This is a genomic window from Modestobacter sp. VKM Ac-2979 (assembly GCF_026967995.1).
In the GTDB taxonomy this organism is placed as follows: domain Bacteria; phylum Actinomycetota; class Actinomycetes; order Mycobacteriales; family Geodermatophilaceae; genus Modestobacter.
Genome location: NZ_JAPVBO010000004.1, coordinates 523,752 through 536,221 on the forward strand (window position 1 = coordinate 523,752; position 12,470 = coordinate 536,221).

General features: G+C 74.3%; 14 protein-coding genes. 12 read left to right on the plus strand and 2 right to left on the minus strand.

The features are described from left to right. Positions 1-32 precede the first annotated feature (32 nt). From rplS to whiG, 10 genes are all read left to right on the plus strand, one after another. A complete protein-coding gene (gene rplS, locus O2W15_RS14535) occupies positions 33-389 on the plus strand; it encodes a 50S ribosomal protein L19 (RefSeq protein WP_036339817.1) in 357 nt (118 codons plus the stop codon). Between the two features lie 136 nt (positions 390-525). Next, positions 526-1,587, plus strand: coding sequence for a signal peptidase I (lepB, locus tag O2W15_RS14540; protein WP_269179909.1), 1,062 nt, complete (start codon positions 526-528; stop codon positions 1,585-1,587). Positions 1,588-1,783: 196 nt separating this feature from the next. Continuing rightward, on the plus strand, positions 1,784-2,476 hold the full coding sequence (locus tag O2W15_RS14545; protein WP_269165264.1) for a response regulator transcription factor: 693 nt from the start codon (positions 1,784-1,786) through the stop codon (positions 2,474-2,476). A gap of 235 nt (positions 2,477-2,711) precedes the next feature. Continuing rightward, a complete protein-coding gene (locus O2W15_RS14550) occupies positions 2,712-3,476 on the plus strand; it encodes a ribonuclease HII (protein ID WP_269179910.1) in 765 nt (254 codons plus the stop codon). Next, a complete protein-coding gene (locus O2W15_RS14555) occupies positions 3,473-3,793 on the plus strand; it encodes a DUF2469 domain-containing protein (protein WP_036339823.1) in 321 nt (106 codons plus the stop codon). Before O2W15_RS14550 ends, O2W15_RS14555 begins: the two co-directional genes overlap by 4 nt. A gap of 128 nt (positions 3,794-3,921) precedes the next feature. Beyond that, entirely contained in the window at positions 3,922-4,302 is a 381-nt protein-coding gene (locus O2W15_RS14560; protein ID WP_269165262.1) for a YraN family protein, read from the plus strand. Further along, positions 4,302-5,822, plus strand: a complete 1,521-nt coding sequence (locus tag O2W15_RS14565) for a YifB family Mg chelatase-like AAA ATPase (RefSeq protein ID WP_269179911.1) — start codon at positions 4,302-4,304, stop codon at positions 5,820-5,822. Before O2W15_RS14560 ends, O2W15_RS14565 begins: the two co-directional genes overlap by 1 nt. Then, on the plus strand, positions 5,819-7,024 hold the full coding sequence (dprA, locus tag O2W15_RS14570) for a DNA-processing protein DprA (protein WP_269179912.1): 1,206 nt from the start codon (positions 5,819-5,821) through the stop codon (positions 7,022-7,024). The genes O2W15_RS14565 and dprA overlap by 4 nt, the downstream gene beginning before the upstream one ends. 82 nt (positions 7,025-7,106) lie before the next feature. Next, positions 7,107-8,066: a tyrosine recombinase XerC gene (locus O2W15_RS14575; RefSeq protein ID WP_269179913.1), complete on the plus strand. Its 960-nt coding sequence runs from the start codon at positions 7,107-7,109 to the stop codon at positions 8,064-8,066. A 48-nt stretch (positions 8,067-8,114) separates the two neighbouring features. Then, positions 8,115-8,912 (plus strand): RNA polymerase sigma factor WhiG, encoded by a 798-nt coding sequence (gene whiG, locus O2W15_RS14580; RefSeq protein WP_036339894.1) that lies wholly within the window; start codon positions 8,115-8,117, stop codon positions 8,910-8,912. A 143-nt stretch (positions 8,913-9,055) separates the two neighbouring features. Here the strand turns inward: whiG and O2W15_RS14585 are convergent, their stop codons facing one another. Both O2W15_RS14585 and O2W15_RS14590 read right to left on the minus strand, forming a co-directional pair. Further along, the gene (locus O2W15_RS14585) at positions 9,056-9,592 is read right to left on the minus strand and encodes a DUF4262 domain-containing protein (RefSeq protein ID WP_269179914.1); all 537 of its coding nucleotides are present in this window, start codon (positions 9,590-9,592) and stop codon (positions 9,056-9,058) included. A 37-nt stretch (positions 9,593-9,629) separates the two neighbouring features. Continuing rightward, the gene (locus tag O2W15_RS14590) at positions 9,630-10,166 is read right to left on the minus strand and encodes a murein hydrolase activator EnvC family protein (RefSeq protein ID WP_269179915.1); all 537 of its coding nucleotides are present in this window, start codon (positions 10,164-10,166) and stop codon (positions 9,630-9,632) included. A 323-nt stretch (positions 10,167-10,489) separates the two neighbouring features. On the opposite strand from O2W15_RS14590, the gene rpsB reads away from it, so the two are divergent. Next, positions 10,490-11,506 (plus strand): 30S ribosomal protein S2, encoded by a 1,017-nt coding sequence (rpsB, locus tag O2W15_RS14595; protein WP_269165256.1) that lies wholly within the window; start codon positions 10,490-10,492, stop codon positions 11,504-11,506. Positions 11,507-11,631: 125 nt separating this feature from the next. Continuing rightward, complete coding sequence (gene tsf, locus O2W15_RS14600) at positions 11,632-12,447, plus strand: translation elongation factor Ts (protein WP_269165255.1); 816 nt, start codon at positions 11,632-11,634, stop codon at positions 12,445-12,447. The last annotated feature ends 23 nt before the right edge of the window (positions 12,448-12,470 follow it).

Below are 12,470 nucleotides of genomic sequence, written 5' to 3' on the forward strand. Positions count from 1 at the left end.
CGACTTTCCCGCTAGGACTGAGGACTGCTGCGATGAACACCCTGGACGCCCTCGACGCCGCGTCGCTGCGCGACGACATCCCCACCTTCCGGCCCGGGGACACCGTGAAGGTGCACGTGCGGGTCATCGAGGGCACCCGTGCGCGTGTCCAGGTGTTCCAGGGCGTCATCATCCGTCGCCAGGGTGGCGGCATCCGCGAGACCTTCACCGTCCGCAAGGTCAGCTTCGGCGTCGGCGTGGAGCGCACCTTCCCGGTGCACACCCCGGTCGTCGAGAAGATCGAGGTGCTGACCCGCGGTGACGTGCGCCGCGCGAAGCTGTACTACCTCCGCGAGCTGCGCGGCAAGGCCGCCAAGATCAAGGAGAAGCGCGAGGTCGTCAGCCGCTGACCTCCAGCGATGTGAACGACCGGGCCGGCTGCACTCGCAGCCGGCCCGGTCGCGTTCGTGGGGGACGGCGCCGGCCGCACCGGTCGGCGGGTGGGTCGCCGGACGTGTCGGCCGGCGGACCGTACGCTGGGCCCCGATGAGCACGCACGGGCCTGCTGAGCCTGCCGACACCGGCGATGCCGGGCGTCCCGCCTCCGCCGACGAGAACTCCGCCGACCCCACCGCCACGACCCCGACCGGGTCGGCGGCCGCCAGCCGAGGCCGCGGGCGGGAGGCCAAGAAGGGCTCCCTGCTGCGTGAGCTGCCGGTGCTGCTGGTCATCGCGTTCGTGCTCGCCCTGCTGGTGAAGACCTTCCTCGTGCAGGCGTTCTTCATCCCGTCGGGCTCGATGGAGCAGACGCTGCACGGCTGCACCGGCTGCACGGGTGACCGGGTGCTGGTCAACAAGGTGCCCTACTGGTTCGGTGAGCCCGAGCCCGGCGACATCGTGGTGTTCCAGGGCCCGGACACCTGGTCGCCGGAGATCGCGGTGGAGGAGCCCACCAACTGGTTCACCGGCGCCGCGCTGACCCTGGGCCGGGCGATCGGCGTCGCCCCGCCCAGTGAGGACGACTACGTCAAGCGGGTCATCGCCACCGAGGGGCAGACCGTCGAGTGCTGCGACCCGCAGGGGCGGGTCATGGTCGACGGCGAGCCGCTCGACGAGCCGTACATCCACCAGGACTCCCCGCTGAACACCGGTGGCTCCGGGGGGCGCGAGTTCCCCCCGGTCACCGTGCCCGAGGGGCGGCTGTGGGTGATGGGCGACCACCGCTCCGCGTCGGCCGACTCCAAGCAGCACATGGACGACCAGTACGCCGGCACCATCGCCGTCGACGACGTCATCGGCAAGGCGGCCCTGATCGTCTGGCCGCTGGACCGGTTCACCCTGCTCGACAGCCCGGACATCCAGGCCGGCCAGGCGGACGCTGCGGGCGCCGTCGGGCCGGAGCCGGCACCGGTGCAGGACACCGCAGCCCTGGCCGCCCCCTACGTGCTCGGGCTCGGTGGCGCGCTGCCGCTCACCGCCTGGCGCCGGCGGCGTCGTTCCCGGGGTGCCCGGCTGACCGGGCCGTCCCGCCGCCCGCCGGGCACCGGCTGGCGCCGGGTCCGTCGGCCGGTCCAGACCCGGCCCGGCCGGGAGACGCACACCGACTGATCTCGGGCTCCCGGAGGCGGTCGTCGAGCCGCCGCGCCGGGGCTGTACCTCCCGGCTGTCCCTGCCGCGTTCGGCATGATCTGTGCGCGTTTCCGGCGGACTCCCCGAGAAGTTGTTCAAGCACTCCGTTCACTCGTCCGATGGACAAGCAGAGAGTCACCGGACCTTGAACGGAGAGTCAGCTGTGTCTACCCCGATGGTGAGCACCCCCCGCGGCGTCACCCGCGTCCTGATCCTCGCCGACGCCCCGGTCCTGCGCCGTGGGCTGGTCGGCATGATCAACGAGACCGCCGGCATGCAGGCGGTGGGCACCCCGGGGGAGCCGCGCCGCGCGCTGACCCTGGCCGAGTCCGCTCGGCCGGATGCGGTGGTGGTGGAGCTGGGCACCGGCCGGGCGGCCACGCTGAACGCCGTGCGGGACCTGCGTCGCCGGTTCCCGCAGCTGGCCGTCGTGGCGCTGGCGACGTCGGAGGACCCGGGTGTGGTGAACGAGGCCCTGGCCGCCGGCGTGCGCAGCTACCTGCTGATGAACACCTCACCGACCCTGCTGGGCTGGGCCGTGCTGGCCGCGCGGGCCGGGCGCACCGTGGTCGACCCGCAGATCCGTCGCGGGGAGGGCTCGGCGGAGCCGGTGTCGCGGGAGCTGACCCCGGAGGTGCCGCTGACCCGCCGGGAGTCCGACGTGCTCGACGAACTGCTCCAGGGACAGTCGAACCGGGCGATCGGCAAGAACCTGTTCATCTCCGAGGACACCGTGAAGTCCCACGTCAAGGCCATCCTGCGCAAGCTCGGCGCCCGCGACCGGGCACACGCGGTCTCCCTGGTGCTGTCCGCGCGCAACCCGGGCTGCTCCTGCGGGGCACACGCCCTCACGTCTGCCGACGCCTGACCCGGCAGCCACGACCACGGTCCGCGCACCCAGGGTGGCGCGGGCCGGATGGACCGCCGGAGCGGGCTCCGCTCCGGCACGCCGGTCGGATCGGCGTCCGCGCCGCTGACCAGCCGCCCCGAGCCGGTCCCTGTTCCCCCAGGGATCGGCTCGTGGTGCGTTCCGGGGTGCGATCGGACGCGGACCCACCGGGTGCCCTGGCGGGTCCGGGGCAGCGACGTAGGGTCGGCAGGCGATGGCCGCTCGACCTGGTGCTGCAGACCCCGCCGACGACCTCTGGACGATGGAGCGCTCGCTCCGCCGCCGGGGGTTCGCCGCCATCGCCGGGGCGGACGAGGCCGGGCGGGGCGCCTGCGCGGGCCCGCTCGTGGCCGCTGCGTGCGTGCTCCCCGCCGGACGCCGCGGGCGGGTTCCCGGGCTGGCCGACTCCAAGCTGCTCACCGCCGCCATCCGGGACGAGGTCTACGCGGAGGTCGTCGACCGGGCGATCTGCTGGTCGGTGATCGCGATCCCGGTCGGGGAGCTCGACGCGCGCGGCATGCACGTGACCAACATCGAGGCACTCCGTCGCGCCGTCCGGGTGCTCGACCCGTGCCCCGACTACGTGCTCACCGACGGCTTCCCGGTCAGCGGCCTGTCCCAACCCTCCCTCGCCGTGTGGAAGGGGGACCGGGTGGCGGCCTGCGTCGCGGCCGCCTCGGTGCTGGCCAAGGTCACCAGGGACCGGACGATGCTGGAGCTGGACGCACGCTTCCCGCAGTACGGGTTCGCCGAGCACAAGGGGTACATCACCGACGCGCACAGCGCCGCCCTCGACGAGCACGGGCCGTGCCCGGAACACCGGATGCGCTTCGTCAACGTCGCGCGGGCCCGGGCCGCACACGCCGCGCGGACGCCACCCCTGCCGGGAGCAGCGGCCATGCACGATGATGGACCGGTGCCGCCCGGAACCCCGGCTGCGGCACTGACGTCCCCGGCCCCGATGGAGCACGCGCGATGAGCACCGAGGACCTCGAGAAGTACGAGACCGAGATGGAGCTGCAGCTCTATCGCGAGTACAAGGACATCGTCCGGCAGTTCTCCTACGTCGTGGAGACCGAGCGACGCTTCTACCTGGCCAACAGCGTCGACCTCCAGGTCCGTGACGCCGGGGGAGAGGTGTTCTTCGAGCTGACCCTCTCCGACGCCTGGGTGTGGGACATGTACCGCCCGGCCCGGTTCGTGAAGAACGTCCGGGTGGTGACGTTCAAGGACGTCAACGTGGAAGAGCTGGACAAGCCCGACCTGGAGCTGCCGGACAACCCGCGCCTGCCCTGATCCCGGTCGCCGGTCACCCTGGCCGGTGCTGAGGCGGGTCCGCCGGCCGCCGTCCACAGTGCGGCCGTCCGTCCACAACCCGGCCGGGGCCCTGGCCCCGCCGGCCTCCCGACGGCGACGGTCGACGGGTGCCGAATCCGCAGAAGTCCCCGCCCGGCCACCGCGCCGCCCTCGGTGCCTACGGCGAACGGGTCGCCGTCCGGGCGCTGACCGACGCCGGCCTCCAGGTCCTCGACCGCAACTGGCGCTGCCGAGACGGTGAGCTCGACGTCGTTGCTCGGGACGGCCAGGCGTTGGTCTTCTGCGAGGTGAAGACGCGCACCGGCACCGGGTTCGGGCACCCGGCCGAGGCGGTGACCGCGAGCAAGCGCCGCCGGCTGCGGTCGCTGGCCCGTGCCTGGCTGGCGGCGCACGACCAGCACGCCCCGGACCTGCGCTTCGACGTCGTCGGGGTGCACGTGCCGTCGTCCGGGCCGGCCCGGGTGACGCACCTGCGGAACGCGTTCTGATGGCGCTCGCGCAGACCTGGTCGGTGGGGTTGGCCGGCGTCCAGGGGGCGATGGTCGAGGTGGAGGTCGACCTGGCGCCGGGGGTGCCGACCGTGGCGCTGGTCGGGCTGCCCGACGCCGTCGTGCGCCAGTCGGTGGACCGGGTGCGGGCCGCGCTGCTCAACAGCGGGCACGAGTTCCCGCTGCGCCGGGTGACCATCGGGCTGTCGCCGGCGGCCATGCCCAAGCAGGGCAGTGGGTTCGACCTCGCCCTGGCCGTCGCCGTGCTCGCCGGCGCCCGGGTGGTGCCCGCGGCCGCCGTCCGGGAGCTGGTGCTGCTGGGGGAGCTCGGGCTCGACGGGTCGCTGCGGGCCGTCCGTGGGGTGCTGCCGGCCGTGCTGGCTGCTGCGCGGGCCGGCCACCGCGAGGTGGTGGTGCCGGAGGAGAACGCCGAGGAGGCCGGGCTCGTGGAGGGCATCGCCGTGCTGGCGGCCGGGAGCCTCCGTCAGGTGGTGGCCCACCTCGCCGGGAAGGCCGTGCTCTCCCCGCACGTCCGGGCCGCGGCCGCCCCGGCGCCACCGGGGCCCGACCTGGCCGACGTGGTGGGGCAGGCCGCGGGACGCCGGGCGGTCGAGGTGGCCGCCGCCGGTGGCCACCACCTGTTCCTGAGTGGGCCGCCGGGTGCCGGCAAGACCATGCTCGCCGAACGGCTGCCCGGGCTCCTGCCACCGCTGGACGAGCAGGCCGCCCTGGAGGTGACCGCCATCGCCTCCATCGCCGGCACCCTCCCGCCCGGTGCACCACTGGTGACCCGGCCGACGTTCGAGGCGCCGCACCACTCGGCGACGATGGCCGCCCTGGTCGGCGGCGGCTCCGGCCAGATCCGTCCCGGAGCGTTGTGCCGTGCCCATCGCGGGGTGCTGTTCCTGGACGAGGCGCCGGAGTTCCCCCGGGCCGTGCTGGACACGCTGCGCCAGCCACTGGAACGCGGCGCGGTGACGATCCACCGGGCCAACGGGTCGGCGACCTTCCCGTGCCGGGCGCAGCTCGTGCTGGCCGCCAATCCCTGCCCCTGCGCCAGTGCGGCCGGTGACACGGCCTGCACCTGCAGCGCGCTGGAACGCCGGCGCTACCAGTCGCGGCTGTCCGGGCCGCTGCTGGACCGGATCGATCTGCGGGTCACCCTGCCGCCGGTGACCCGGGCCGCCTGGCTCGACGGCCTGGGCACCCCGGAGTCGACCGCCGTGGTCGCAGCGCGGGTGCGGTCGGCGCGGGGTGCGGCGGCCGAACGGTTGGCCGGCAGCGGCCTGGCGCTCAACAGCCAGGTGCCGGGGCGGCTGCTGCGGGAGCGCTGGCCGGTGCCGCGCGCGGCGCTCGCACTGGCGGAGCGGGCTCTGGAGCGTGGCTCGCTGTCGGTGCGCGGCTTCGACCGGGTGGTGCGCGTCGCGTGGACGTTGGCCGACCTCGAGGGTCTGGTCGTGCCCGGCACCGATCAGGTGGACGAGGCGCTGGGCATGCGCCTGCAGCGGGCCGCGGCATGAGCGGCGGTGTCGACCCCGAGGTGCGGCGGGCGCGCGCGTGGTTGTCCCGGGCGCTGGAGCCGGGGTCGGTCGCGGTGTGGCGGTTCGTGGAGGACGCCGGTCCGGTGGCGGCTGCCGCTGCGTTGCGGGCGGGCACCGCCCCGGCCGAGGTGCAGGCGGTGGCCGGTGCCCGGGCGGGAGAGGACGCCAGCGTCGAGGACCTGCGGCGGGTGGAACGGTGTGGAGGCCGGCTGGTGACGCCGGAGGACCCGGAGTGGCCGGCGCTGCCGCTGCACTCCCTGGCCCTCGCCACCGAGGACGGGCGGGGGCTGGTGGACGGTCGGCTGCCGAACCGCACGCTCACGCTGGTGCCGCCCCTGGCGTTGTGGGTGCGCGGGGCGGCGTCGCTGACCGGGTTGGTCGACCGGTCCGTCGCGCTGGTCGGGTCGCGGGCCTCGACGGCCTACGGCGAGCACGTCGCCGGGGAGCTGGCGCACGGGCTGGGGGAGCGGGGCTGGACGACCGTCTCGGGGGGCGCCTTCGGGATCGACGCCGCGGCGCACCGGGGTGCGCTGGCCGCCGGGGCGCCGACCGTCGCCGTCCTGGCGTGCGGGGTCGACCGGGTCTATCCGGGTGCGCACTCGGCGTTGTTCGCCCGGGTGCTCGACGAGGGGCTGCTGGTCAGCGAGTGGCCGCCCGGGTGTGCGCCGCTGCGGCACCGCTTCCTGGTGCGCAACCGGCTGATCGCGGCACTGACGCGGGGCACCGTGGTGGTCGAGGCGGCTGCCCGCTCCGGCGCGCAGGCCACCGCCAACCGGGCGCGCGAGCTGGGCAAGGCGGTGATGGCCGTCCCCGGCCCGGTCACCAGCGCCATGTCGGTGGGGTGTCACCAGCTGCTGCGGGACCAGGGGCACGCCGTGGCGCTGGTGACGTCGGCGGCCGAGGTGCTGGAGGCGGTGGGCAGGCTGGGGGAGGACCTAGCGCCGCCGGTGGAGCGGGCGACCGTGCCTGGTGACTCGCTGTCCGATGTCGCCCGGCGGGTGCTGGACGCCTGCCCGGTCCGGGTGGGGGTGCCGCCGGAGCGGCTGGCCGCGGTCGCCGGGTGCTCGGTGGTCGACGTGCTGCGGGTGCTGCCGGCCCTGGAGCTCGCCGACCTCGTCGAGTGGACCGGCACCGGCTGGCGGGTCCGTCGGCCGCCCAGGGAGCGCGAGCCGGCTCGGTGACCCCTGCCGGGTGGATGGCCGCGGTGCCCGGTCTGCGGCGCGCCCGGTTGACCGGCCCGCCTCGCCGACGGACGCTGCGCCCATGGCCACCGGGACCGCAGAGCTGCGCGCCGCGCTCCCGCCTGCGCTCGCCGAGTCGCTGGCGGGCTGGGAGGAGCACCTGCGGCTCCAGCGGGACCTGTCCGAGCACACCGTCCGGGCCTACGTCGGAGACGTCGTCTCGCTGCTGGACCACCTGGTCCGGCGCAGCGGTCACACCGTCGCCGACCTGGACCTCGCCACCCTGCGCAGCTGGCTGGCCCAGGGACGGACCCGCGGGGACAGCCGGTCCACCACCGCCCGGCGGGCCGCGTCGTCACGCTCGTTCACCGCCCACCTGCGCCGCAGTGGTCAGGTCGCCGAGGACGTCGGGCTCCGGCTGGCCAGCCCACGCGCGCACCGCACGCTCCCCGGGGTGCTCGGCGCCGACCAGGCCCGTGCGGTGCTCGAGGAGGCGGCGCGCCCGCCGGCCGAGGAGGAGACCCCGGCCGACACGGCGCTGCGGCTGCGCAACGTGCTGGTCGTCGAGCTGCTCTACGCCAGCGGGGTGCGGGTCGGGGAGCTCGTCGGGCTGGACGTCGACGACGTCGACCGCGGGCGCCGGCTGCTGCGGGTGCTGGGCAAGGGCCGCAAGGAGCGCAGCGTGCCGTTCGGCGCACCGGCGGCCGACGCCCTGGAGGCGTGGCTGGGGCAGGGCCGTCCGGTGCTCGCGACGGGGAGCAGTGGACCGGCGCTGTTCCTCGGCGTGCGCGGCGGCCGGCTGGACCCGCGGGAGGCCCGCCGGGTCGTGCACGCGGCGGTCGCTGCCGCGCCGGGCACCCCGGACGTCGGCCCGCACGGGCTGCGGCACTCCGCCGCCACCCACGTGCTGGAGGGCGGCGCCGACCTGCGCAGCGTTCAGGAACTGCTGGGTCACGCTAGCCTCGCGACGACGCAGGTCTACACGCACGTGACCGTCGAGCGGCTCCGGGCGGTCCACGCCCGCGCTCATCCGCGGGCATGAGGACGGCGTCGGTGCACGCAACAGCAGAGTTCGAGCGGGGGAGTGCAGGTGTCTGAGGCGACGGTCCGGCAGGTCGGTGCGAGTGGGGACCCCGACGCCCACGTGATCGAGCTCTGGTCGCGCTACGTCGAGAACCGGGACACCGGGCTGCGCGACCGGCTGATCCTGCACTACGCGCCGCTGGTCAAGTACGTCGCCGGCCGGGTGGGCAGCGGCCTGCCGGCGCACGTGGAGCAGGCGGACCTGGTGTCCTACGGGACGTTCGGGCTGATCGACGCGATCACCCGCTTCGAGCCCGAACGGGAGATCAAGTTCGAGAGCTACGCGATGGCCCGCATCCGCGGCGCGATCATCGACGAGCTCCGGTCCACCGACTGGATCCCGCGCTCGGTCCGGATGAAGGCCCGGCAGTACGAGCGGACGGTCGCGGCCCTGGAGTCGAAGCTCCAGCGCAGCCCGACCGACGAAGAGGTCGCCGACGAGATGGACATGGACGTCGAGGAGATCCGCAAGTTCCTCGGCCAGCTGTCCCTGGTCAACGTGGTCGCCCTCGACGAGCTCCTCGTGGACGACGACGGCTCCGCTCCCCGCCTGGGTGACACGCTCAAGGACACCAGCGCGCTGGACCCGCAGGCGATGGCCGAGCACGGCGAGGCCCGGCAGCTGCTGGCCCGCGCCGTCGAGCAGCTCCCCGAGCGGGAGAAGGTCGTCGTCAGCCTCTACTACTTCGAGGGCCTGACCCTGGCCGACATCGGCCGGGTCCTCGGGGTGACCGAGAGCCGGATCTGCCAGCTGCACACCAAGGCCGTCCTGCACCTGCGCACCAAGCTCGCCGACATCGCCTGACCCGGACGGCCGTCGGTCGCTGCTGACGTCCGCCCGGACCTGCATGACGGCAGCCCTGGGGTCGTCGTCATGTCGACCCCGACCTCATCGGGCAGCTGCTGATCGAGGGCCGCTGATCCCGGTCGGGACGGAGGACAGCTGGCTCAGCTGCTGGGCGACTCGTCACCCGGCAGCGGCCCCAGCAGCGGTTGGGCCTCCGGCGGGTTCCGGTGGCCCTCCTGCCAGGGCAGCCGGCCGGTCGAGTCCGGCCAGACGAGCTGGAGCACCTCGATCGAGCCGTAGAACTGCTCGGCGACCGCGAGCCGTGCGGTGTCCTCGACCGCGAGGAAGACCACCGGGGAGTCGGCGTCGGTCAGCCCCGTCGTGGCCGCGCCGGGGCCGAAGCGGGCACCGCCGCGCACCGCCTCACCCACGAGGTTGAGGTACTTCTCCCCGGCCGGGAACGGCAGCCCCACCACGATCACCTCGGGGTGCCCGAGCGCGGTCAGCCCCACGGTGTGCGACCACCGCGGGTCACCGGCGCCGCCTCCGCCGCCGTGCAGCACCGCCCAGCCGAACCGGTCGACCACCTGCCGCAGGCCCTCCAGCACCTGACCGGGGTCCTGGTCGGGGGCCTGCTGCTCGGGAGCCTGCTGCTCGGTGGCCTGCTCTTCGGGGGCCTTCTTCCGTCGCCAACGCACGCCCGGACGGTAGCGCCGTCACCGCCGTCCGGTGGGCTCAGTGCCACGGGAGCAGTCGCACCCGCGGCGGACGCAGCAGTGCCAGCGGGTCCAGGTACGTCTCGCCGCGGCGCAGGCCCCAGTGCAGGCAGGCGTCCACCGGGCAGCCGGCGTGCCCGGCCGCCAGCACACCCAGCGGGGAACCCCGGGCCACGGACTGACCGGCGGCCACCCCCGCGGTCACCGGCTCGTACGTCGTCCGCAGTCCGTCGGCGTGGTCGACGCTGACCACCGGCCGGCCGGCGACCATCCCGGCGAAGGCGACCACCCCGTCGCCGGCGGAGAGCACCTGTCCGTCCACCGCGCCCGTCAGGTCCACCCCGCGGTGCCCGGCCGCGTACGGCGTCGCCGGGGCGTCGAAGGGCCGACCGACCGTGGGTGCGCCCGGCAGGGGCCAGCCCCAGAGCCCGGCGGCTGGTGCCGGTGCGGGGGTGGACGCGTCCGGCGCGGCGGTAGGGGCGGCCGATGCCGCCGGCAGGCCGGTCAGCAGGACGGCGACGACCAGTGCGGCGAGCGGAGCGCGGCGTGGGGACACCCGGCAGAGGTTGCCGCCGGACGTCGCCGAGCGGAGGCGCCGACGCGAGGTCGTGGACGCCCGGGGGCCCTGGGGACGACCCAGTCGGACCGCGCTGGCCCAGGGCGTATGCTCGTCGATGCGGTCCGCCTCCGGCGGATCGACTTCGCGTGTCCTCTTCCCGCTGCTGCAGCGGGGCAGTCGTCACCTCGGTCCCGCCTCCTGGCGGGTTTCGGTGGCGCAGCCGGACACCAGGGCGGCGCACCTCCCGGTGCGTCTGCGACAACCGAGCAGCGCGGCGTCGGCCCCCGGCCGCCCGCGCACGAGAAGGAAGGCGGCGCCACGTGGCAGTCGTCAGCATGAAGAACCTGCTCGACAGCGGGGTCCACTTCGGGCACCAGACCCGTCGTTGGAACCCGAAGATGAAGCGGTTCATCTTCACCGAGCGCAACGGCATCTACATCATCGACATCCAGCAGACGCTGGGTTACATCGACCAGGCCTACGAGTTCGTGAAGCAGACCGTCGCCCACGGCGGTTCGATCATGTTCATCGGGACCAAGCGCCAGGCGCAGGAGGTCATCGCCGAGCAGGCGACCCGCGTCGGCATGCCCTACGTGAACCAGCGCTGGCTGGGCGGCATGCTCACCAACTTCCAGACCGTCTACAAGCGGCTGGAGCGCCTCAAGGAGCTCGAGGACCTCGAGCAGACCGGCGCACTGGTCAGCCTCTCCAAGAAGGAGCAGCTGGTCCTCTCCCGTGAGAAGGCCAAGCTCGAGCGCTCCCTCGGCGGCATCCGCGACATGAAGAAGGTGCCCAGCGCCGTCTGGATCGTGGACACCAAGAAGGAGCACATCGCCGTCGGCGAGGCTCGCAAGCTGAACATCCCGGTCGTCGCGATCCTCGACACCAACTGTGACCCCGACGAGGTCGACTACAAGATCCCGGGCAACGACGACGCCATCCGCAGCACTGCGCTGCTGACCCGCGTGATCGCCGACGCGGTCGCCGAGGGCCTCATGGCCCGCTCGGCGGCGCAGGCCAACGCCGGTCGTGGCGAGGACGGCGCCGAGGCACCGGCCGGCGCCGAGCCGCTGGCCGACTGGGAGCGCGAGCTGCTGACCGGTGGCGCCGCTGACGCCGCCGCCCCGGCTGCCGAGGTCGTCCCGGCCGTCGCCACCGAGGCCGAGGCCGCCCCGGCTGCCGCCACCGAGGCCGAGGCCGCCCCGGCTGCCGCCACCGAGCTGCCCGAGACGCCGGCCGACCCCCCGGCCGTCACGGCCAACGAGGTCGCCCCGGTCGAGGGCGTCCCCGCCACCGGTGACCAGACCACGGGCACCCAGGGCGCGCAGAACGGCTGACCGGTCGGCGCCGCTCCTCCCCGCCGCGTGCGAGGAAGGGCGGCGCCGCCGTCTGCCCGGCCCCAGGCCGGCACCTCACCTCGCGGGGTCCGCGCCCCGCACCACCACCGATCAGAGGAAGTGACATGCCTGCTTTCACCGCAGCCGACGTGAAGCGTCTCCGTGACGCCACCGGCGCCGGCATGATGGACTCCAAGAAGGCCCTGACCGAGGCCGATGGCGACTACGACAAGGCCATCGAGTTCCTGCGCGTCAAGGGCGCCAAGGACGTGGGCAAGCGCCTGGAGCGCTCGACCACCAACGGCGTGGTCGTCAGCCGCGACGGGGCCCTGCTCGAGCTCGACTGCGAGACCGACTTCGTCGCCAAGAACGCCGACTTCGTCAAGCTCGCCGAGCGCCTGCTCGACCTCGTCGTGACCGAGAAGCCGGCCGACGTCGACGCGCTGATGGCCACCCAGGTCGACGGCCAGTCGGTCGCCCAGCTCATCGAGTCGGAGTCGGCCCGCATCGGCGAGAAGCTGGTGCTCTCCCGATTCGCCGTCTTCGAGGGCACCACGGCGGTCTACCTGCACAAGCGGGCCACCGACCTGCCCCCGGCCATCGGTGTCGCCGTGCAGTACTCCGGCGGCGACGCGGACGCGGCGCGTTCGCTGGCGATGCACATCGCCGCCGCACGTCCCCGCTACCTGACCCGCGAGGAGGTCCCCGCCGACGCCGTGGAGACCGAGCGCCGGGTCGCCGAGCAGACCGCGAAGGAGGAGGGCAAGCCCGAGCAGGCGATCACCAAGATCGTCGAGGGGCGGGTCAACGCCTACTTCAAGGACTTCGTCCTGCTCGAGCAGCCCTCGATCACCGAGCCGAAGCGCACCGTCAAGCAGGTCATCGCCGACGCCGGCCTGACCGTCGACCGGTTCGCCCGCTTCGAGGTCGGCCAGGCCTGAGCTGCACCTCCGAGGCCTGAGAC

What these genes read in the sequence shown, in the direction of transcription:
- rplS (WP_036339817.1), top strand. Translation starts at nt 33, where the DNA reads ATGAACACCCTGGACGCCCTCGACGCCGCGTCGCTGCGCGACGACATC.
- lepB (WP_269179909.1), top strand. Translation starts at nt 526, where the DNA reads ATGAGCACGCACGGGCCTGCTGAGCCTGCCGACACCGGCGATGCCGGG.
- O2W15_RS14545 (WP_269165264.1), top strand. Translation starts at nt 1,784, where the DNA reads ATGGTGAGCACCCCCCGCGGCGTCACCCGCGTCCTGATCCTCGCCGAC.
- O2W15_RS14550 (WP_269179910.1), top strand. Translation starts at nt 2,712, where the DNA reads ATGGCCGCTCGACCTGGTGCTGCAGACCCCGCCGACGACCTCTGGACG.
- O2W15_RS14555 (WP_036339823.1), top strand. Translation starts at nt 3,473, where the DNA reads ATGAGCACCGAGGACCTCGAGAAGTACGAGACCGAGATGGAGCTGCAG.
- O2W15_RS14565 (WP_269179911.1), top strand. Translation starts at nt 4,302, where the DNA reads ATGGCGCTCGCGCAGACCTGGTCGGTGGGGTTGGCCGGCGTCCAGGGG.
- dprA (WP_269179912.1), top strand. Translation starts at nt 5,819, where the DNA reads ATGAGCGGCGGTGTCGACCCCGAGGTGCGGCGGGCGCGCGCGTGGTTG.
- O2W15_RS14575 (WP_269179913.1), top strand. Translation starts at nt 7,107, where the DNA reads ATGGCCACCGGGACCGCAGAGCTGCGCGCCGCGCTCCCGCCTGCGCTC.
- tsf (WP_269165255.1), top strand. Translation starts at nt 11,632, where the DNA reads ATGCCTGCTTTCACCGCAGCCGACGTGAAGCGTCTCCGTGACGCCACC.